Source organism: Perspicuibacillus lycopersici, from assembly GCF_025660475.1.
In the GTDB taxonomy this organism is placed as follows: domain Bacteria; phylum Bacillota; class Bacilli; order Bacillales; family Caldibacillaceae; genus Perspicuibacillus; species Perspicuibacillus lycopersici.
Genome location: NZ_JAOUSF010000002.1, coordinates 84,956 through 106,942 on the forward strand (window position 1 = coordinate 84,956; position 21,987 = coordinate 106,942).

A 21,987-nucleotide genomic window follows, 5' to 3' on the forward strand; every position below is an offset into this window, starting at 1 on the left:
TCCCTCAACAAGCTTTTTATTTTCCTCCAAGAAATTACTTTTATTAAATTAACATTTAATTTCTTTGTTAACTAAGCTAACAGGCGTTTCCCCTTTTAGTACAGCAGCAATATTTTCACAACAATGTACTATCATAGCACCTCTAGTTTCCACACTCGCACTTCCAATATGCGGCAGTGCCACGACATTAGGAAATTGCAATAATGGATGATTTGGATCGATTGGCTCTTGATGAAACACATCTAACCCTGCACCAGCGATTTCTCCTTCGCGAAGAGCTTCTACTAAATCCTCTTCCACTACAACTGTGCCACGAGAGGCATTGATAAAATATGCTGTATTTTTCATCTTTCGAAAAACTTCCTTGGAAAACATACCTTTTGTTGCATCAGTCAGTGGGGTTAAACAAACTATATAATCACTTTCAACAACTAAGTCCTCAAATGATCGATAGGAGACATCTAGTGCCTTTTCTGTCTCGATTTTCCGATTTCTATTGTGATATATTACGTTCATCTGAAAGCCAAGTGCTCGTTTCGCCACTGCCTCCCCAATGCTTCCCATGCCAACAATACCAATTGTTTTATGATGAACGTCTGCACCAGCCATAAAGAATGGGCTCCAGCTTGTCCAATTACCTGTTTTCACACACTCTACTGCTTCTGCTAAACGTCTTCCGACCATTAATACAAGCGAAAATGCTAAATCTGCAGTTGTATCCGTTAAAATGTCTGGTGTATTACATACTGCTATTCCACGTTTCGTAGCTGCTTGAACATCGATATTATCGAAACCAACTGCTAAATTAGCAACCACTTTTAAATTTGGAGCAGCTTGAAAAAGCTCTTCGTCAATTTGATCAGCTAATACGGTAAATAATCCATCTGCTTTATTTGCTTCCTCCAATAAGATTTCACGAGGTACCGGTGTCTCCTCACTTTCCCACATACCTACTTCTGCTACGCTTTCAAGAATGTTAATCATTTTAGCTGGCATTTTTCTTGTCACATACACATATGGTCTTTTACTCATGAATACTCCTCCTCCAAAAAGTTTCACGACAAGTAATTCCTTGGCTCCCCTTGTCCATTTCCACTTTCTCCTGCCCATCATAAGACAGGAGATTGGTTACTTCCGTTCATTTTATAATATTACAATAATTAGTTTACCATTATAATACAATAATAGAATAAATCCGTCACTTATTTAACCAACTTACAATGGGAATGCTCATATTTCTTGTAGGAACCTCAACAACCTCATAAAATCCATATAAAAATCGCTCATAGTCTTCAGATCTTTCCAAATAACGAGCCAATACATCTGCCATTTCCCGCTTTATTTGTTCTGAATTAGTTGTATAGTATGTTTCAATACATTGTAAATAATGCAGCGGTAACAGTAACCGCGAATAATATAAGCGCCAAGCATATGCGGAAAGTGGTATAACGGATTGATATTGATGAAGAAAATTTCGTAATTGATTGTGATAAACTGGTGATTGCTGTAAATATAACTCCCGTGTCCATTCCGCTAAGTCGCGACTCGGATGATCTACTACCCAATCAAATGGATTTTTCCAAATGACTTCTCCATCCCAAGTTTTTCGAATAAACCGTTCATGGCAGATTGTACCATAATCAATTGGCTGTGGCACTTCATCAATATTAGTATCAACATAATATTGGATAGCATTTTCACAAAGACCATTATAATAGGGAAAAGAATCGACAAACAATTTTTCAAACTCATCTGCTGGGCGATTCAATACAACTGATTGCCATACATTTTCCATTTGATTAAGCCTTGCCTCCCATAATTGCTTCCACTCCCCAACTCGATTTAGTGCATTCACCTGTCTTGTTGTTTGAAAGCCACGACTATGAAATTTTGCTAATCTTCTTCCAAGCTGACGAAAGGATTGTTCCTTCCAATTTGATAATTGTAAGAGCACGAAATATTGATTATCATATTCACTAATATAGCTTTCGGTTTTAGTCGGATAAAAGCTCGGAACATATTTTTCTCCAGCACCTTGTAATTGTCGTGTCAGCTCAAAACGCTCCACAATTTCCCCTTGTTCACTTTCAAAAACCGGAATCATAATATAAATAAACTGCTGATTTCGAAAAGCTTGGTATCGATGAAAAGGAATCGGCTGTAGACCTTCGAGACCATATATGTCTTTAAAAAAATCATTCATGCAAATCACGCTCCCCCTTTTTGATTCCATGATGTATCTTCACAATTTGATTCAGTTATAATTTTTTCTTAATTGAAAAAATACTGCTATAATTAATGTTATGTTTAACCTTTAATTTATATATTCGATTGTTTTCTGTTGATATGACAGAATAAACCTTGCGGAGTAGGAAAAAATAGGAAAGCAAATTGCCATGATCGTTAGTTATTTTTAACAGGATCATTCCGCTAGATGGGCATAATCATCTGAATAAAACTATAGAAGAAAAGGTGATACGTATGACAAAAAAAGAAAGTAGTTTAAACAACTCGGAGAACACTGCAAAAAAGATGTTAATAGAAAGAGGTGTTCGCTTAGAGGATATTGCGGAACTCGTATTATTTTTACAAAAAAATTATCATCCTGGGTTACAATTGGAGGATTGCATAGAAAATGTCGAATCCGTTTTATCTAAACGGGAAGTACAAAATGCTATCCTCACTGGAATCCAATTAGATATTTTAGCAGAAAAGAAAATGCTCGAAGAACCACTCCAAACGATTATTGCAGTAGATGAAGGCTTATATGGAGTAGATGAAATTTTGGCATTCTCGATTGTGAATGTATATGGTTCTATAGGATTTACTAATTACGGGTATATCGATAAATTAAAACCAGGAATTTTAAAGGAATTAAATGATAAATCAACTGGGAAATGCAACACTTTTTTAGATGATATTGTAGGTGCCATTGCAGCTGCCGCTTCCAGTCGTCTGGCACATCGTGCGGCAAATGCTGATTAATAAGCTTATTAGCAAGGATCGGAAATCATGGATATCTCTCCATTGCTAGAGCATCTTCCTATATGCAAAAAAAGCCTTTTCCGCCAAAAATAGTTGGTAGAAAAGGTTTTTCTTTTAGTATTAATTGTAATTAAAGAAACTTCCATTCAGCGAGTGAATCTATCGAATATGTTGGTTGCTTATCATATTCTTTTAATTGCTCTTTTGTTGTAACACCTGTATGTACTAATAGCGTATCAATACCTGCTCGCATTCCGGCTAAAATGTCGGTTTGATAATAATCCCCTACCATGATCGTTTCTTCTTTTTTCGTACCAAGTACTTTCATTGCTTGTTCCGTAATTATCGATTCGGGTTTACCAATAAACACTGGATTTACTTGTGTAGAGGTGCTTACAAGTGCCGTTAATGACCCGTTCCCTGGTAGAAAACCACGCTCTGAAGGCAAGGCAATATCAGCATTCGTAGAAATAAATTTAGCCCCATTCCGAATCGCTAAGCATGCAATCGCAAATTTTTCATAATTAACTTCGCGATCAAGACCAACAATTACATATTCTGCATCTTCTTTTGCAAAGGTGAAGCCTTTTTCCTTTAAGGCATAGGTTAGCCCTTCTTCACCAAAATAATATATTTTTGCATCCGGTTTTTGCTCGTAAATATAGTTTGCAGTTGCCATACTAGTTGTAAATACTTGGTCCTTTGTAGCAGGAATATCGAAATCCATTAGTTTTTCTGCAACCTGCTCTGGGGTTCGAGTCGAATTATTTGTCACAAAAAGATACGGAATTTTTTCCCTCACTAATGTTTGGACAAATTGACTTGCCGCCTCGATTTTTTCAGTTCCTTTATACATTGTTCCATCTAAATCAATTAAATATCCGTTATACCGTCTCATCTTACACTACTCCTAGCAATTGTTGTTTTATTAGTTTCGAAAGGCAGACACTGGGCCTAATTCATTTATTAAATAGTTCCGGATTCTTTCAGGAAATTTTTCTACACTAGTCCATTCCTGTTGAACTGTTTCATAAATCTTCTTATGATCCACAGAAATATAATGCTGTACTAAATCTTTTCTTAATAAAATTATCTTTTTCAGATGGATGGCCATGTCTTCATTTATCACTTTTTCATCCAACAGGATATCAATAATGTCATCATAGCTACCTGGGTCGCGCATTATAAAGCCATCTATCATTGCATTACCCACATCTAGTACCGATTCAATCATTGTATGAACGACTCGCTCTAGTGCAAGTTTTTGAAATTCATCGTGTAAATCAGTAATTGTATGAAATGTCTGCATTTGCATATCCATAAAAGTTAATGTATCTTCAATTTTTTCCCGATCCACAAAATACATACGCCCTTCTCCCTTCAATGCTAATAATTAAATTTTCATGCTTTCAAAAGATATAAAGAAAAGGTTTTCTAAATTCCCTTCCATCTTACCATAAATTAGTCGAGCATGGACGAAATCATTAAGCAATTTATTGTCTCACCTCACTTTAATACGATAATTTTTTCATAGTTTCTCATGCTTTGGAACAAGCTATAGACAGGTAACATTCTCTTGTGGAGGTGTATCAAATGGCAAAGGAAAAATCGAATGGCTATTCAGACTTTACCAATGTGGAAGCAGGAAAAAATTATTTAGTTCCCGAGGAGATGCCAGAAGGAGCATATGGATCTGCTTTTGGAGTGGAGAAACCAGTAGAGAATAAATCAAGTAAATGGCAGGATGGTCAAAGACCCTACAGTTCCTATAATTATGGGTTCAAAGCACTGCATGAAGGAATGCCAAGACAAATGGATGACGCCCATCCTCCACACGATGATGAACAAAAATAAAGAACTCAATTTTTCATTGAGCTCTTATTCTTCGTTCGATTTATTTATCTACTTTTTTTAACACAAAATATGGACAGCCAAAATTGCAGTATTCATATAAATATTCGGTCATTGTACTAATTTTTGTATCAAATGTAGCTTTTTGGTTTTGGTCATCAAAGAATCCCTTTAATCGTAATTGACCATAACCCCAGTCACCAACGATATAGTCATAGCGAATTAATATATCACTGAATCGGTCACGAAATGCTTGCTCGTTGAACCCGCTTCTCCGTTCCTCAACTATTTCATAGCAGACATTTTGTATACAAACCATAATTCAAACCACCTTTCATTCACACATACTTAGAGAAATTATAACGCATTATTGGCAAGAACAGTAACAATTTTACAATTGCAGATAGAAAAACATTAAATATTGAACAACGTATCCTTTCCTTCATCTGTTTACCTAAAGATAAGAAAAAAGGGAGCGCTTATGGAAAACTTCCAAAAAATATCAATTATTATTTTAAGTTATTCTCATAAACTAATGCTAGTAATTGGAAAGGAGGACCAATGTTGCGTTTCACTATTATGAGCATTGCCATAATATTTCTTTTTATCGGGACCTTTCCGCTGCAAAATGCTGCTGCAGTGCAAAAGGATCAAGCAAAGCTATTGGAAGAACGGATGATTATATATAAAAACATTGAAGTAATTACTAATATTCCTTGGTATTATATCGCAGCTGTGGACCAATATGAAAGAAATATCCGCAAGGTTCGTAAAGATTTACCAGATCCTGAGGGAATATTAGGGATATATTTTCCTCCAGAAAAATGGAGTGGACCAATTAATCCGAATCAGGCTGATACCAATCCAAAATCGATTCTAATTTTTAATGGCATAGGTATGGATGGCAATGGCGATGGAAAGGCAGATTCCAATAATCCAGAAGACGCATTATATACCTTTGCCAATTATTTGCATAAATACGGGTCAGATGAAGATAACTTAGAAATCGGTCTATGGGATTATTACAAGCGTGATAAAGCAGTCGGAATAATTACTGGCTTTGCAAAGATGTATAAAGCCTTTGGTACTCTAGATTTATATGAACATCATTTTCCTCTCCCATTACGAGCAAATTACAGTTATCGGGATACTTGGGGAGACGCGAGAGGCTGGGGCGGAAGAAGAATTCATGAAGGTACCGATATTTTTGCAGATTATGGTGTCAATGTTTTTTCCACCTGTTATGGAATTGTGGAGCTGAAAGGATGGAATAAGTACGGAGGCTGGCGTATTGGCATTCGCGATATAAATAATACGTATCATTATTTTGGACATTTAAATGGCTATGCTAAAGATTTAAAGATTGGCGACATTGTCAGACCTGGACAACTTATCGGTAGTGTCGGTAGCTCCGGATATGGTCCACCCGGAACATCTGGTAAATTCCCACCACATCTTCACTATGGAATGTATAAAGATAATGGGAAAACCGAATGGTCCTTCGATCCATATCCTCATTTAAAACTTTGGGAACGACAAACAAGACAAAAAGCACGAGCAAGAAATTAATAAGTATACAATTGTACTGAAATAGAAGGCAAATGATAGCTGAAATTATCATTGCCTTTTTATTTTGGAGAAAAACTTACAATAGGTATTTTTTACATTCTATTGGAATAGCTATAGTTAGGAACAAAAAACTATTTAATCGAATTAATCACATTATTAAAAAAATAAGACTTATTCTATTAATGATTAATTTTTCTGATAAATAATCACTCCAATTCTCTCGCTCTTTTAATCTTACCTATCCTTATCGGAAAAATTAAATAAATATTAAGGAGGATTTATTCATGAGAAAGAGCTTCACCAAAATACTAATAGCATCTAGCCTCGCAGTTGGTATTTTAGCTGGTTGTTCTAGTAGTTCTTCAGGAGATGGGGATACCATTAAGATTGGAGCAAATTTAGAGCTCTCAGGCGATGTCGCATCCTATGGACAATCTATCGCCGAAGGAGTTGATCTGGCAGTGGAAGAAATAAATGCCAACGGTGGAATAGATGGAAAAACAATCGAACTAATCAAATCGGATAATAAATCCGATCCTTCAGAAGCAGCTAGTGTTGCCACTAAACTAACAAGTGAAGAACAGGTTTTAGCAATCATTGGTTCTGCTACGAGCGGAAATACATTAGCTCAGGCGCAAATTGCTAATGATACAAAAACGATTCTATTAACACCATCAGGTACAAGTCCAAATGTGACGGTCACTGAAAATGGCGATGTAAATGATTATGTCTTTCGGACCTCCTATATTGATCCTTTTCAAGGAACTGTTGCCGCAAACTTTGCTACAGGTGACTTAGGGATAAAAACTGCCGCAATATATGCTGACAGTGCCAGTGACTATGCAAAAGGACTTGCCGATGCATTTAAAGAAACATTCGAAGCTGCTGGTGGTACGATTGTCGCAGAGGAATCCTATGTTGCAAAAGATACAGATTTTCGTTCCACATTAACACGCATTCAATCAAAAAATCCAGAATTTGTATTTATTCCTGGATACTATGCAGAGGTTGGGTTAATTATTAAGCAAGCCCGAGAAATGGGAATCGAAGTGCCTTTCATGGGTGCAGACGGTTGGGATTCTCCAACATTAGTAGAGCTTGCAGGTGCTGATACACTCAACAATACCTTTATTACAAATCATTATTCTGCAGAGGATCCAGATACAACTATTCAAGACTTTGTAAAAAAATTCAAGGAAAAATATAACGGGGAATCTCCAGATGCATTTAATGCACTTGGCTATGACTCCATCTATTTCTTAGCGGACGCTATTGAGCGTGCCGGAAGCTTTGAACCTGAGAAAATAAAGGATGCATTAGCAGATACAAAGGATTTATTACTTGTTACCGGATTAATTACAGTCGATGAAAATCATAATCCTGTGAAATCCGCAACAATATTAGAATATCAAGATGGTGTTCAAGTATTTAAATCAAAAATCAACCCGTAAATTGGGCATGAAAAGTGGGAGGCGCAATCCTCCCTTTTTCAAATTTCCTTATCTATTAAAGGAGGAAAACTAGTGGAGTGGATACAACAATTTTTTAACGGGATATCACTCGGAAGTATTTATGCACTTATTGCACTTGGCTATACAATGGTCTATGGAATTATTAAATTAATTAACTTTGCACATGGCGATGTTTTTATGATAGGTGCATTTACAGGTTTTTTTGCGATTTCTGTATTAAACCTAAGCTTCTTACCTGCCCTATTATTAGCGATGATTGTTTGCGCTATTTTAGGCGTAACTATTGAGCGAATCGCCTATAAAAGATTACGAAATTCCACAAGAATCGCTGCTTTAATAACAGCCATTGGGGTCTCACTATTGATTGAATATATCTTTATCTATTTTCGCGGAGCACAGCCTGAGGCATATCCGGAAGTACTTGCAAAAGAAACATACAACATTTTTGGGGCAAAAATTAGTAGTCAATCCGTCTTAATACTTTGTGTAACGGTCATTCTTATGATTCTTTTGCAATTCATTGTGCATCGTTCCAAAATTGGCAAAGCAATGCGAGCTGTAGCATACGATCAAGATGCTGCAAAGCTAATGGGAATTAATGTCGATAATACGATATCTATTACCTTTGCAATTGGCTCCGCATTAGCTGGAGCTGCTGGAGTTATTTTCGGAATCTACTATACAAAGATAGATCCACTTATGGGGATTATCCCTGGATTAAAGGCGTTCATTGCTGCGGTACTTGGAGGAATTGGGATAATTCCTGGTGCAATGGTAGGTGGGTTCCTTTTAGGGATTGTAGAAACGGTTGTTAGTGCCAGTGGTTTTTCCTTATGGCGAGATGCTGCTGCATTTATTATTTTAATCCTCATTTTAATTTTTAGACCTTCCGGTATTTTTGGTAAAAATGCGAAAGAGAAAGTGTAGGTGAACAATAATGAAAATGATTAATAGATTTTGGAAATTTATGCTATTAGCGATTATTATCTACACCATAATTCAATTGCTTATTACGACGGAAGTTTTTAATTTATTTTATACTAATACGTTAATTACAATTGCCATCAACATCATTCTTGCCGTTAGTCTTCATCTTGTCATAGGAATAACCGGACAATTCTCCATTGGACATGCCGGTTTCCTTGCAGTTGGAGCCTATATATCTGCAATTGTTACGATGAAATTAGCTTTACCGTTCCCTCTCGCCCTTTTTGCTGCTGGAGTCATTGCAGCAGTTGCTGGTTTAATTGTTGGTATTCCAACGCTCCGGCTTAGAGGCGATTATTTGGCGATTGCCACATTAGGATTTGCAGAAATCATTAGGATCATCTTCCTTAATATTGATTACGTCGGTGGGGCAGCAGGAATGGTCGTATCGAGAACTACCAATTGGACTATTTCCTATATTTGTCTACTTATTACACTAATTGTCATTATTAATTTTACCAATTCTCGGCATGGGCGCGCCTGTGTGGCAATTCGGGAAAATGAAATTGCAGCAGATGCGATGGGGATTAATACTACTTATTATAAAGTCGTTGCTTTTGTAATTGGTTCTTTTTTTGCAGGCATTGCAGGTGGGTTATATGCCCATAACTTTTATATCATTCAACCAGCAAGTTTCGGTTTCTTAAAATCTTTTGATATATTGATCTTCGTCGTATTAGGTGGACTCGGAAGTTTATCAGGAGCAGTCTTATCGGCAATTTTGCTTACCATTGTCTCTACCTTTCTACAGGATTATGCAGAGACTAGAATGATTATTTATAGCCTTATTCTTATTCTCGTTATGCTGTATCGTCCACAAGGATTAATGGGCACTCGTGAAATAACGGATTTTTTTACATCTCGTAAAAAGAATGCGTTAAAAGGAGGGGAAAACCTTTGAGCACTAACCCTCTCTTACATATACAAAATGTAGGTATTCGATTTGGCGGCTTACGAGCGGTAGCTAATTTTACTTTAAAATTAAATCAAGGAGAGCTGATCGGGCTGATAGGCCCAAATGGAGCTGGCAAAACAACCGTCTTTAATTTATTAACCGGTGTTTACGCCCCAACCGAAGGAGAAATTTTCTTCAACGGGGAACGAATAAATGGACTTCCGCCTTATAAGGTAACACGCAAAGGGATTAGTCGTACGTTCCAAAATATTCGACTCTTTAATGAGCTGTCCGTCTTAGACAATGTGAAAATTGCCTATCATTCTCTTGCAAAGCATTCAATCTTTAGCTCGATTTTCCGCTTTCCAAAACATTTTTCTGGAGAAAAAGAAATGGAGGAAAAATCGATAGAATTTCTTAAAATTTTCCATTTGGATCATGTAAAGGAGGAAAAGGCCAAAAATTTGCCATATGGTCAACAGCGTAGATTAGAGATTGCTCGTGCATTAGCGGCAGGACCAAAGCTGCTACTTCTCGATGAGCCTGCTGCCGGAATGAATCCACAGGAAACAAAAGAACTAATGGAGCTAATTAGCTTTATTCGTAACGAATTTAATTTAACTATTTTGTTAATTGAGCATGATATGAAGCTCGTCATGGGAGTTTGTGAAAAAATCTCTGTATTGGATCATGGACAATTGATTGCACATGGAACCCCCGAGGAAATACGAAAACATCCGAAGGTCATCGAAGCATATTTAGGTGAAGAGGTGGGTGAAGAGCATGCTTAAAGTCGATGAGATCGATGTATATTATGATAATATTCATGCACTAAAGGGTGTTTCATTGGAAGTATTAGCGGGTGAAATTGTTACCTTAATTGGTGCAAATGGCGCTGGCAAGAGTACTTTATTGAAAACCTTATCTGGATTGCTACGGCCGAAAACCGGTAGGATCGATTATTTCGGACAATCAATAACCAACAAGCCTGTTCAATCAATTGTTCAATCAGGTATTTCCCATGTACCCGAGGGCCGGAGGGTTTTCGCTAATATGACGGTTGCAGAAAATCTTGATTTAGGGGCATATATTCGAAAAGATAAAAAGGCAATTGAAGAGGATAAGCAAGCAGTATACGCCCTTTTTCCAAGATTGCTTGAACGAAAAAAGCAATTAGCTGGAACACTATCCGGAGGAGAGCAGCAAATGCTCGCTATTGGTCGTGCTTTAATGGCAAAACCAAAACTACTCCTATTGGATGAGCCATCAATGGGATTGGCGCCACTATTGGTAAAACAAATATTCCAGATTATTCAAGAAATTAATCAAAATGGTACGACAATTCTATTAGTAGAGCAAAATGCAAACATGGCGCTTTCCATCGCAAACCGTGCCTATGTAATTGAAACTGGAAATGTAGTCGCTTCTGGTACAGCAAAGGAGCTTCAATCGAGTGAACGGATTAAACAAGCCTATTTAGGAGGCATGTAAGCTCGATAGTAAAAAAAAGAACTGCAGCACCAAGGCTTCAGCAATAAGCTAACCTTTGGGATGCAGTTCTTTCTCTATTCATAGCAATCACGCTTTACTCCAGCTACTCTTTTTTATCCTCTTGGTCCTCATCATTTGGTACGACAATGGAAGGTGTTAATTGTCCTCCACTACCATAAAATTGTGGAACCTCTCCTTTAATAATACCAGAGGCAAGAATTACATCACGCGGAATTATTTTCATTTCAGAAGTAAAAGGGACAATCATTTGAATACCTACCTCCATATGTAGGCGGATTTCATACCATGTACTATTTATTTCTTGTGGCTCACTAATCGTCTCATAATTATATTGAATATCCCCGATGGCATGAAAACTGACCGGGATATCTGGACCAATACCACCTAATAATACGTTATTTGTAATTCTTCCAAAGGGAACCTTAAATTTCAAGCCTTCTCCTTCCACTACTTCTAATTGATTAATTTCGCCTTCTGTTGCTAGCCCTGTTGAAAATGTGTGGTCATGCTCTAATCCATTAATATGCTTTAACACATTACTCGTAATTTTTGTGGAAATCTCAATAATTTTTTCCGTATCAAATATCGTTTGCGTACCATTTTCATAGGAAATTACTTTTGTAATATTTTCTAGACTTAATCCACCTTTACCAATTTCCTCTTCGATAGCTTTATTCATCACATATGTAGCTAAATTTACCGATTGCGATTCTGCATAGGCAATAAAGGTTGGCTTGATCCCTTTATTCACAATCCATAAGCCAATCGAGGTAGATAGTAAAAAAAAGACAAAGGTTAACAAGCAAACATAGCGAAAGGGTAGCGGTTTATGTGGCTTCATTGGTCTATATTTTCTAAACCGGCTGCGATAGCGACGAAATTTCACCAATAAAAATCCCCCCTTACAAGCTATGTTTATGCTTGAAGGGAGGGAAATAAAGCAAATTATTTAAAATTAATTATGAAAGATCGTTTTCTTAGCTATTTCCTTACATTCGTAATAATGCTTCTTTCCCTATCATTCCAACTTTAATTCCTCGTTGCTCGGCTTCATCTGTCACCGACTCTAACGCAGCATTTAATAAATCTTCCACGCTTCGGACCCCTACTGCTCTTCCTGCGATAATTTTACGATCCTTTAATTTATCATTTAATAGCCCAACATCTAATGCACCACACATAATATAGCCAATATCGCTCATAATCGCAATTAAGGTTGTTTTCGGTAATTCTACAGAAACGGCAAGAAAGGTCCGATTATCAATCACAATAGGTTTGACTTCCATCATCGTTCTCGCCCCTTTCCCTACTATTTTATGAGAAGAAGGGACATTATGTGAATAATCTACTGCTTTTCTCACAGATTACCTAATTCTATTTTAGAAATCATGTTAGTGGGAACATGTTACTTAACTTCCATTTTAATAAATCACGCATAAACTCTGGAACAACAAATTGTTTTTCACTTCGTGTGAGCTCAGGATAAAAACGGGCAAACGCGAAAATATCGATCGTAGCAACGGTATATAATTGTTTGCTGTCTATCGCTTCCCCGTTTATATAAATCTCCATAGCAGCCCCTTTTCCGTTAAATGTGATTTGATCATATATCATTTTCCCAAAAACTTTCCCACGAAAACCAAAGCCCTTTAATTGTAATGAAATATATGGATCATTAAATGTTTGTGCTAACACTTCCTTCAAAACTGCTCCTGGTAAACGGATGATACATGGATTGATTGGATGTGGACAAATTTGATGTATATCATATTCCGTAACAATGCCTTTCTCTAGTCCTGCCACTAATAAACCGGCATTAATAAAGCTACAGTCTGCTTGACACCATTCCGTTAACGCGCTACAAAGCAATTGATTCAATTCTGTATCTTGATACCAATCCGTTTCTAGTGTATAAGGTAAGTCTGCAATCGGCTTGTTTAATAATTGTTTCCCAGATTCCGCTATTGCTTTGAGCTGTTGATTTTCACCGATTGTATTTGGAAGCTGCATCGTTTCCATTAAAATCGCTTTTTTTTCAACCATTTTTCTTTTTTCTACATCATAATGTAGCTCGACCTTCCCTAAAAAATTACCATACTTTCCCGTACAGGCAAGTAAGCAATCCTCTACTAGTTCCCCATTCATTAGTACATGGTGAGTATGGCCACCTAATACTAAATGCACTCCAGGAAACTCTTTTGCGATTCGTTGATCATCCGATAATCCGAGATGGGACAGAATTATCACAATATCTGTTTGCTCCTTCACAATAGGAACCCAATGTTGTAATGCTTCAAATGGATCAGTGACTTTCCAATGAAGTGGTTCATAAAAATATTGAAAATTAATCGTAACGCCAATGAGTCCAATTTTTGTATGATTGTCCGTTTCAAAAACTTGATACGGCTTCGCCCAATTTGGTCTTGTACCATCCTCAGCAAATAGGTTTGCTACTACACAATCAAATTGTGCATTTTCATAAAGCTTGTCTAATGCTTCATGTGGCAGGGTGATTCCTTCGTTATTACCAATCGTTACAGCATCATAGCCTGCAGCATTTAACAAGTCAATATTTCCCTTTCCTAACGTTCCTTCTGTATACGGATGAACGCGATCAATATGATCGCCAATATCAAATACAAACATGCTTTCCTGACGTGCGGCATGTAGCTTCCTCTGTCTCGTAACTTCCTCGTGAATACGTGGCCAATATTGAAAATGGCTATGTACATCATTCGTATGATAAATATAGATTTTTTCAATCATTACCGTACCTCGATTTTAAAATAAGTCTAACTGTCTTGGTGCTAAACCATGATACTCTATCCCTAAAAGCTCTATCATCATTTTTGCATTATCGGCAGCATCTCCGCCTGAATTATTATTAAATAGCATATAAACATCCATGCTATCTTTTTGTAATTGCTGCAAATGATTTTTCCATTCTTCCAGCTCTTGCTCATTATAACGGTATAAATAACGAACCTCTCGCCAATCTTCCTGGCTGCGATTATGATGATTCCAACCATGAATATTTCGTCCGTGCATTCGCACTAATGTTTTTGGATGTGTTGTCTGCAATACTAACGGCACCGATCCTTCGCCCGCCTGTGGTTCATCACACACACTATGAATCCATTTTTCTTTTTTCATAAACGTCATCGTTTCTTTATAATATGCAGGAGAAAACCATGTTTGATTGCGAAATTCTAATGCACAAGGAATATCCTCCATTTGCAATTTACACCAGCGTAAATATAGAACATTTTCCTTCGTACAAGAAAACCAAGGCGGAAATTGAAAGAGTACCATTGCTAATTTATTCGCCTCAATATAGGGCTGTAATGATTGCTTAAACGCTTGAAACATTTCTATTTTTGATTGGAATGGAATACGTCCTCGCGAATGTCCGGTCATTCCTTGATATGCTTTCACTATAAATTGAAAGGTACTCGGTGTTTCACGTACCCACTTTTCGCTATTGCGAATCGGTTGTATCGCATAAAAACTGGTATCTACTTCCACAATTGGGAAGTGAGCGGCATAAACCTGTAATTTATTTCGCTCATTTGGATGATCATATAATCGATCATGATCTCCCCAGCCTGTTAAACCGATATAAATCATATAACAAGTCTCCTATTTCCATTTCTTAAATAATGTGCAAAAGGATTTTTCATCCGATAATTGTTACCAACATCATAACATATTCCGATAAATTCTCTACTATTTTGCAATATTAGAGGAACCGTACCTTTTTCACTCCTGAAATTTTTTTTAGCCGATGGATTACTTCGTTCATGACTTGGTCCGAGATGGCATTATCTATATCAATCATAGTGTATGCCCATACACCTTTACTACGATTGATCATATCTGCTATGTTTAAATGATACACAGCTAAATGCGTTGTAATTTGCCCCACCATATTAGGAATATTACGATGGGTTATTGTTAAACGTCTTTTTCCAGTATATGGCATATTAACATTTGGAAAGTTGATAGAATTACGGATATTTCCAGTCTCTAAAAATTGTTTGAGCACATTAGCTGCCATTTGTGCACAGTTTTCCTCTGCCTCTTTCGTAGAAGCTCCAATATGGGGCAATACAACTGTGTTCTCTAACGATAACAATCGATTGGTTGGGAAATCCGTAATATACTTGCCGATTTTTCTTTCCTTTAAAGCTGCTTCTAAATCATCCTCTAGTACAAGTTCCCCTCTGGAAAAATTCAAAATATGTACACCATCCTTCATTAAAGAAAAGCTCTGGTGATTAAGCATTCCCCTAGTTTCATCTGTAAGTGGAACATGTAAGGTAATATAATCACAGTTCTTGTAAATTTCCTCGATACTCTCTGCGCGTTTCACCTCACTGGATAACTGCCATGCAATATTTACAGAAATAAATGGATCATATGCCATTACCTCCATTCCTAATGCAAGCGCATCGTTTGCTACTAATCCACCAATCGCCCCTAATCCAATAACCCCTAATCGTTTCCCTTGTATTTCCGTACCAACAAATTGCTTTTTTCCTGACTCTATTAATGGCGAAATTTCTTCGCCATTTCCTACTAATTTTTTTGTCCAATTGGCAGCTTCCAGGAAATGACGAGAAGTTGCAATAACACTCATTAATGCTAATTCCTTAACAGCATTAGCATTTGCTCCTGGTGTATTGAATACCACTACTCCTAATTCACTTAGCTTCTCCACAGGGATATTATTCACCCCAGCTCCTGCTCTTGCAACAGCTTTTAATGTAGGAGAAATCGGTACATTATGTAGGGAATAGCTTCTAAGTAAAATAGCATCTGGATCCTCTGCTTCATTCAATTTATAACATTCTGTTGAAAAAACAGCTAAACCTCGTTTTGCAATAGAATTATAGGTTTGAATAAAAAGCATAATGCAGCTCCTCCTCAAGCATATTTTTCTTCAAATTGTTTCATAAACGCTACCAGCTCTAGTACAGCGTCCAATGGCATAGCATTATATAAGCTTGCGCGCATGCCACCTACTGATCGATGACCTTTTAACGCATAAAATCCTTCCTGTTCTGCTATCTGAATAAAAAGCGAATTCAATTCCTTACTTACTGTAGTAAAAGGGATATTCATTAAAGAACGATCCGCTTTTTTTACATTGGATGAAAAAAAGCTGGAGGTGTCGAGAAAATCATAAAATATTTTTGCTTTTTCGATGTTTCGTTTCGCAATTTCAGGAATCCCACCAAGCTCCTTCAACCATTCTAATACAAGCATTGTCATGTAAATGCTAAAGGTTGGTGGGGTATTATATAAGGACTCTGCCTTTGCATATGTTTCATAGTTAAGCATCGTTGGACAATCCACGCCCGTATTCCCGACTAAATCCTCTCGAATAATAACAATCGTAAGACCTGCAATTCCTAAATTCTTTTGCGCACCTGCATAAATCAGACCATATTGGCTGACGTCAAGTTCCTCTGAAAGAATATTGGATGACATATCTGCCACTACTGGGATTCCATTTTTCGGTAACTCTTCTGTACAAGTAAATCTTGTACCTTCAATTGTGTTATTTGTTGTGATATGTAAATAATTGGTGTTTTCGTTTAATTGATGTACTTGGAAGGAAGGAAAATACGTAAATTGTTGCTCCTCTGAGGATGCGATGATGTGTATGTCGCCGAATTTACTTGCTTCGGCAATTGCTTTTTTCGACCAGCTACCGGAATGGACATAGGAAGCATGCTTATTTTCTTTAAATAAATTTAGCGGGACCATTGAAAATTGTAGAGATGCACCACCTTGGATGAATAATACCTTGTAGTTATCCGGTATTTGTAGCAGCTCTCTCATTAACTCTTCTACTCGTTCTATAACCTTTTTAAAATGGATGGAACGGTGACTAATTTCCATAATCGACATACCAATATTTTGATAAGATAACAATTCCTCCTGTGCACGTATTAGTACATCCAATGGTAATTGTGCAGGACCAGCAGAGAAATTAAAGACACGCTTCATTAGACATCGCCTCATTTTTTAGAGTAGGGTAATATTCATAATATTTATAAGTATATCAATAGATAGATATTTCGTTAAGTAGAAGTTTTCCTGAAATCATTTTGGAAGGGGATACATTTTTTTAAATTTCTAAGTCTGGAAGGATATTAGCTGATTTCTAAAAATGGTATCACAAAAAAATTCTTTTCTTCAAAATAATAGAGCAAGGGTTTCCCCTTGCTCTATTTGTTCGTTATGAATTAACCTATAGAACCTTCCATTTCGAACTTAATCAAACGGTTCATTTCAACGGCATATTCCATTGGGAGTTCTTTCGTAAATGGTTCAATGAAGCCCATTACGATCATTTCTGTTGCCTCTTCTTCGGAAATACCTCTACTCATTAAATAGAATAATTGTTCTTCCGAAACTTTTGATACTTTTGCTTCATGCTCTAAAGAAATATTATCGTTAAAGATTTCATTGTAAGGAATTGTATCTGATGTAGAATTGTTATCCATAATTAATGTATCACATTCAATATTGGATCTTGCGCCACTTGCTTTACGTCCGAAGTGAACCATTCCACGATACGTTACTTTTCCGCCTTGTTTAGAAATTGATTTCGAAACAATAGTAGAAGAAGTGTTTGGTGCTAAGTGCATCATTTTCGCACCAGCATCTTGGTGTTGACCTTTACCAGCAATAGCGATGGATAACGTCATTCCACGGGAACCTTCTCCTTTTAAAATTACGGAAGGATATTTCATTGTTAGCTTCGAACCAATATTTCCGTCAATCCATTCCATTGTTGCATTTTCTTCACAAATCGCACGTTTTGTAACTAAGTTATACACGTTATTTGCCCAGTTTTGGATAGTTGTATAACGGCAATATGCATCTTTCTTGATGATGATTTCTACAACCGCACTATGAAGTGAGTTAGTTGTATACACTGGTGCTGTACATCCTTCCACATAATGAACAGATGCACCTTCATCGACAATAATTAATGTCCGTTCGAATTGTCCCATATTCTCGGAATTAATACGGAAGTAGGCTTGAAGTGGGGTATCCACTTTCACACCAGGTGGTACATAGATGAAAGATCCACCTGACCATACTGCTGAATTAAGCGCTGAAAATTTATTGTCAGAATAAGGAATTACCGTTGCCCAATGCTTACGGAAAAGCTCTTCATTTTCTCTTAAAGCTGAATCTGTATCCTTGAAGATAATCCCCATTTTTTCAAGGTCTTCTTTCATGTTGTGATAAACAACCTCAGATTCATATTGTGCAGAAACCCCTGCTAAATATTTTTGTTCTGCTTCAGGAATCCCTAATTTATCAAACGTACGTTTAATTTCTTCTGGAACCTCATCCCATGTACGACCTAATTGCTCGGAAGGCTTAACATAGTAAGTAATTTCGTCAAAATTTAATTCTGATAAATCACCACCCCATTGCGGCATTGGTTTTTTATAAAAATGATCCAATGCTTTCAGACGGAAATCTAACATCCATTGGGGTTCTTCTTTCATTTTTGAAATCTGTTCTACGATTTCTTTTGTAAGTCCACGTTCTGAACGGAAAACAGAGACGTCTTTATCATGGAAACCGTATTTATAATCGCCAATCTCAGGCATATTTTTCGCCATGCTCGATTCCTCCATTCTTTAGAAACTCTATATTAGCTGCATTATAGAGGTTACTTAAACAACTTGTTACATGCTATGCTTGTCGTGAATTCCCTTTTCTAGCCCCTTCCACGCGAGCGTTGCACACTTGATTCTTGCTGGAAATTTAGAAACACCTTGTAGTGCTTCTATATCCCCTAAATCTAAATCAGTAGTATATTCTTTCCCTTGAACGATCTGTGAAAAGGTTTTGGAAAGCTCCATTGCGGTTTTCACATCTTTTCCTTTAACAAGCTGCGTCATCATTGATGCAGAAGCCATAGAAATAGAACAGCCTTCTCCTTCAAACTTTACATCCACAATCTTCCCGTCTTCTTCCTTCATCGTTAAACGGATACGATCCCCACAGGTAGGATTATTCATGTCAATGACTAAATTGCCATCTTCTAATATTCCTTTATTTCGTGGTTTTTTATAATGATCCATGATCACTTGGCGGTATAAAGCATCTAAATTATTAAAAGACATTATGGAAAAACTCCTTTGAAATTACGAGTCCCTCTACAAAACGATCTACATCTTCTTTTGTATTATATAAATAAAAGCTAGCTCTTGCGGTTGCACTGACATTTAACCATTTCATTAATGGTTGTGCACAATGATGTCCTGCACGAACTGCTATTCCTTCTGTATCTAATACTGTTGCAACATCATGTGGATGTACTCCTTCAATATTAAAGGTTAATACACCTGCACGATTTTCTGCACTTGGCCCATAAATAGTTACTCCTTCAATGGAAGAAACTTTTTCCATCGCATAACCAACTAGTTCATGCTCATGCTTATGAATGGCATCAAGACCAATTGTTTCTAGAAAATCAATAGCAGCACCTAGACCAATGGCACCTGCAATAATTGGAGTACCCGCCTCGAATTTCCATGGTAATTCTTTCCATGTTGAGTCATACAAATTAACAAAATCAATCATTTCTCCACCAAATTCGATTGGCTCCATTTGTTCTAACAAATGTTGTTTTCCGTAAAGGACACCCATTCCAGTTGGTCCACACATTTTATGTCCGGAGAATGCATAGAAATCACAATCTAAATCCGTAACATCGACTTTCATATGTGGTGTGCTTTGCGCACCATCGACTACCATAATTGCTCCATGCTCATGGGCAATTTTTGTAATTTCTTTTATTGGATTAATCGTTCCCAATACATTCGAAATATATGTGAGAGAAACTATTTTCGTTTGATTGGTAATTGTATTGCGTACATCCTCTAATGAAATTGTTCCATCCTCTGTCAGCGGTATATATTTTAAGGTTGCCCCTGTATATTTTGCTACCTGTTGCCAAGGAATAATATTACTATGGTGTTCCATATAGGAGATGACGATCTCATCTCCTGCTTTAAGATTCACGCGACCGTAGCTTGCGGCAACAGTATTCAGTGCGGTTGTGGTACCTCTAGTAAAGATTATTTCTTGAGTAGATTTTGCATGAATAAAATTTCGGACTTTTTCTCTTGCAGCTTCATAGGCATCTGTTGCTTTTGTTCCTAGTGTATGAACCCCTCTATGCACATTGGAATTGTATTCCTGATAATACTGATTGACTGTATTAATCACACTAGTCGGCTTTTGCGACGTAGCAGCACTATCTAAGTATACTAAAGGATGATCATTTACCGATTGGTCTAAAATTGGAAATTGGCTACGGATGCTATGGATATCCATTATTTTACTTTCCTTTCGATAACCTCTGATAGCTGCTTCTTAACTCCTTCAATTGGTAATTGGTTTACTACCGGAGCTAGGAAACCATGGATAACTAAACGTTCTGCTTCCACTTTCGGAATACCTCTGCTCATTAAATAATATAATTGAATAGGGTCTACACGTCCGACTGATGCAGCATGCCCTGCCATTACATCATCTTCATCAATTAATAGAATTGGATTCGCATCTCCACGAGCTTTTTCGCTTAACATTAAAACACGGGATTCTTGTTGTGCATTTGCTTTTGTAGCACCGTGTTCGATTTTTCCGATTCCATTGAATACAGATGATGCACTATCTTTCATTACACCATGTTTCAAAATAAAGCCTTCAGAGTTTTTACCGAAATGAACCACTTTCGTCGTGAAGTTTTGTTTTTGATCTCCGCGACCAACTACTACTGATTTTGTATCACCTACGGATCCATCACCAACTAAGTTTGTTACATTTTCAGAGATGGTGTTACCATCATTCATTAGCCCTAAAGCCCATTCAATTCTTGCATCTCTACCAGCATAGCCACGACGATTCACATAAGTAGTTACGCCGTGTGCTAACGTATCAACTGCGCCAAATGTAACTCGTGCATTTGTTAAAGCAAGAACTTCCGTAATGATGTTTGCAATACCCTCTGCTTCATCCTGTAAAGAAATATAGTTTTCCACATAAGTAACCGAGCTATTATCATCTGCAACAATAAGGACATGGTTAATTAGTGGTGCGTCCGCATTAGAATGAATAAAAATCGATTGAATTGGTTCTTTTACTTCCACATTTTTTGGAATATAAAGGAATGCTCCACCATTTACTAATGCCGCATGAAAAGCAGTCAAGCGATGTTCGTCAACTTTTACTCCATCCGTCATGAAGTATTTTTGAACAAGCTCACCATGTTCTTTTACTGCAGTTAAAATATCTGTAAAAATAACACCTTGCTGCTTCAAATCTTCTGTAACAGATAGGAAGCTTGGCGTTTGATTTTGTTGAATGTAAAGATTTTTCAATCCAGCTTCCACATCAATTAGTGCTTTAACTTTCTCAGGTAACGCATCGATAGCTGCGATTGATTGATCTTCTGCTGTATGTTGTTTAAAGCTAATTAAATCCCATTTTTCAATCTTTGTTTTATCTGGATTAGGCATTGGTAGAACTTCAAATTTTTCCAATGCATTTAATCGTAAATTTTTAAACCATTCAGGCTCACCATTACTTACAGCGTAAGATTCGACAAAGCCTTTATCAAATGGATACTGTGTTTGAAGTGTCATTTTTATCCTCCTAACAATTACGCATTATGAT

23 protein-coding genes are annotated in these 21,987 nt (G+C 36.9%); 8 read left to right on the plus strand and 15 right to left on the minus strand.

The features are described 5' to 3' along the window. Window positions 1-48: 48 nt before the first annotated feature. Both OEV98_RS04570 and yutH read right to left on the minus strand, forming a co-directional pair. Entirely contained in the window at window positions 49-1,032 is a 984-nt protein-coding gene (locus OEV98_RS04570) for a 2-hydroxyacid dehydrogenase (protein ID WP_263072032.1), read from the minus strand. Window positions 1,033-1,198: 166 nt separating this feature from the next. Next, on the minus strand, window positions 1,199-2,203 hold the full coding sequence (yutH, locus tag OEV98_RS04575; protein ID WP_263072033.1) for a spore coat putative kinase YutH: 1,005 nt from the start codon (window positions 2,201-2,203) through the stop codon (window positions 1,199-1,201). 278 nt (window positions 2,204-2,481) lie between these two features. Between yutH and OEV98_RS04580 the strand changes: the two genes are divergently transcribed. Continuing rightward, window positions 2,482-2,985, plus strand: coding sequence for a phosphatidylglycerophosphatase A family protein (locus OEV98_RS04580; RefSeq protein WP_263072034.1), 504 nt, complete (start codon window positions 2,482-2,484; stop codon window positions 2,983-2,985). A gap of 130 nt (window positions 2,986-3,115) precedes the next feature. Here OEV98_RS04580 and OEV98_RS04585 read toward each other — a convergent pair whose 3' ends face one another. After that, entirely contained in the window at window positions 3,116-3,883 is a 768-nt protein-coding gene (locus OEV98_RS04585; RefSeq protein WP_263072035.1) for a TIGR01457 family HAD-type hydrolase, read from the minus strand. Window positions 3,884-3,913: 30 nt separating this feature from the next. Next, window positions 3,914-4,351: a DUF86 domain-containing protein gene (locus OEV98_RS04590; protein WP_263072036.1), complete on the minus strand. Its 438-nt coding sequence runs from the start codon at window positions 4,349-4,351 to the stop codon at window positions 3,914-3,916. 227 nt (window positions 4,352-4,578) lie between these two features. Between OEV98_RS04590 and OEV98_RS04595 the strand changes: the two genes are divergently transcribed. After that, a complete protein-coding gene (locus tag OEV98_RS04595; protein WP_263072037.1) occupies window positions 4,579-4,839 on the plus strand; it encodes a cytosolic protein in 261 nt (86 codons plus the stop codon). 40 nt (window positions 4,840-4,879) lie between these two features. Here the strand turns inward: OEV98_RS04595 and OEV98_RS04600 are convergent, their stop codons facing one another. Further along, the gene (locus OEV98_RS04600) at window positions 4,880-5,155 is read right to left on the minus strand and encodes a YutD family protein (RefSeq protein ID WP_263072038.1); all 276 of its coding nucleotides are present in this window, start codon (window positions 5,153-5,155) and stop codon (window positions 4,880-4,882) included. A 242-nt stretch (window positions 5,156-5,397) separates the two neighbouring features. Here OEV98_RS04600 and OEV98_RS04605 point away from each other — a divergent pair, with 242 nt between their 5' ends. The 6 genes from OEV98_RS04605 to OEV98_RS04630 all read left to right on the plus strand — a co-directional run bounded on the left by OEV98_RS04605 (window position 5,398) and on the right by OEV98_RS04630 (window position 11,250). Continuing rightward, complete coding sequence (locus OEV98_RS04605) at window positions 5,398-6,405, plus strand: M23 family metallopeptidase (RefSeq protein WP_317633784.1); 1,008 nt, start codon at window positions 5,398-5,400, stop codon at window positions 6,403-6,405. 284 nt (window positions 6,406-6,689) lie between these two features. Beyond that, window positions 6,690-7,856, plus strand: a complete 1,167-nt coding sequence (locus OEV98_RS04610) for an ABC transporter substrate-binding protein (protein ID WP_263072039.1) — start codon at window positions 6,690-6,692, stop codon at window positions 7,854-7,856. A 72-nt stretch (window positions 7,857-7,928) separates the two neighbouring features. Then, on the plus strand, window positions 7,929-8,804 hold the full coding sequence (locus OEV98_RS04615; protein ID WP_263072040.1) for a branched-chain amino acid ABC transporter permease: 876 nt from the start codon (window positions 7,929-7,931) through the stop codon (window positions 8,802-8,804). 10 nt (window positions 8,805-8,814) lie between these two features. Then, the gene (locus OEV98_RS04620) at window positions 8,815-9,765 is read left to right on the plus strand and encodes a branched-chain amino acid ABC transporter permease (RefSeq protein ID WP_263072041.1); all 951 of its coding nucleotides are present in this window, start codon (window positions 8,815-8,817) and stop codon (window positions 9,763-9,765) included. Continuing rightward, a complete protein-coding gene (locus tag OEV98_RS04625) occupies window positions 9,762-10,550 on the plus strand; it encodes an ABC transporter ATP-binding protein (protein WP_263072042.1) in 789 nt (262 codons plus the stop codon). Before OEV98_RS04620 ends, OEV98_RS04625 begins: the two co-directional genes overlap by 4 nt. Further along, the gene (locus tag OEV98_RS04630) at window positions 10,543-11,250 is read left to right on the plus strand and encodes an ABC transporter ATP-binding protein (RefSeq protein ID WP_263072043.1); all 708 of its coding nucleotides are present in this window, start codon (window positions 10,543-10,545) and stop codon (window positions 11,248-11,250) included. Before OEV98_RS04625 ends, OEV98_RS04630 begins: the two co-directional genes overlap by 8 nt. 103 nt (window positions 11,251-11,353) lie before the next feature. On the opposite strand, the gene yunB is transcribed toward OEV98_RS04630, so the two are convergent. From yunB to sufD, 10 genes are all read right to left on the minus strand, one after another. Continuing rightward, window positions 11,354-12,157 (minus strand): sporulation protein YunB, encoded by an 804-nt coding sequence (gene yunB, locus OEV98_RS04635; RefSeq protein ID WP_263072704.1) that lies wholly within the window; start codon window positions 12,155-12,157, stop codon window positions 11,354-11,356. Window positions 12,158-12,260: 103 nt separating this feature from the next. Next, the gene (locus tag OEV98_RS04640; protein WP_263072044.1) at window positions 12,261-12,560 is read right to left on the minus strand and encodes a YunC family protein; all 300 of its coding nucleotides are present in this window, start codon (window positions 12,558-12,560) and stop codon (window positions 12,261-12,263) included. A 97-nt stretch (window positions 12,561-12,657) separates the two neighbouring features. Next, the gene (locus OEV98_RS04645) at window positions 12,658-14,037 is read right to left on the minus strand and encodes a bifunctional metallophosphatase/5'-nucleotidase (RefSeq protein ID WP_263072045.1); all 1,380 of its coding nucleotides are present in this window, start codon (window positions 14,035-14,037) and stop codon (window positions 12,658-12,660) included. A gap of 15 nt (window positions 14,038-14,052) precedes the next feature. Then, complete coding sequence (locus tag OEV98_RS04650) at window positions 14,053-14,898, minus strand: DUF72 domain-containing protein (protein ID WP_263072046.1); 846 nt, start codon at window positions 14,896-14,898, stop codon at window positions 14,053-14,055. A 112-nt stretch (window positions 14,899-15,010) separates the two neighbouring features. Further along, a complete protein-coding gene (locus tag OEV98_RS04655) occupies window positions 15,011-16,183 on the minus strand; it encodes a phosphoglycerate dehydrogenase (RefSeq protein ID WP_263072047.1) in 1,173 nt (390 codons plus the stop codon). A gap of 14 nt (window positions 16,184-16,197) precedes the next feature. Next, a complete protein-coding gene (gene serC / locus OEV98_RS04660) occupies window positions 16,198-17,286 on the minus strand; it encodes a 3-phosphoserine/phosphohydroxythreonine transaminase (RefSeq protein ID WP_263072048.1) in 1,089 nt (362 codons plus the stop codon). A 239-nt stretch (window positions 17,287-17,525) separates the two neighbouring features. Continuing rightward, complete coding sequence (gene sufB, locus OEV98_RS04665; protein ID WP_263072049.1) at window positions 17,526-18,923, minus strand: Fe-S cluster assembly protein SufB; 1,398 nt, start codon at window positions 18,921-18,923, stop codon at window positions 17,526-17,528. 66 nt (window positions 18,924-18,989) lie between these two features. After that, complete coding sequence (sufU, locus tag OEV98_RS04670) at window positions 18,990-19,430, minus strand: Fe-S cluster assembly sulfur transfer protein SufU (protein ID WP_263072050.1); 441 nt, start codon at window positions 19,428-19,430, stop codon at window positions 18,990-18,992. Then, a complete protein-coding gene (locus tag OEV98_RS04675) occupies window positions 19,420-20,646 on the minus strand; it encodes a cysteine desulfurase (RefSeq protein WP_263072051.1) in 1,227 nt (408 codons plus the stop codon). Before OEV98_RS04675 ends, sufU begins: the two co-directional genes overlap by 11 nt. Next, a complete protein-coding gene (gene sufD, locus OEV98_RS04680) occupies window positions 20,646-21,956 on the minus strand; it encodes a Fe-S cluster assembly protein SufD (protein WP_263072052.1) in 1,311 nt (436 codons plus the stop codon). The genes OEV98_RS04675 and sufD overlap by 1 nt, the downstream gene beginning before the upstream one ends. Between the last annotated feature and the right edge of the window lie 31 nt (window positions 21,957-21,987).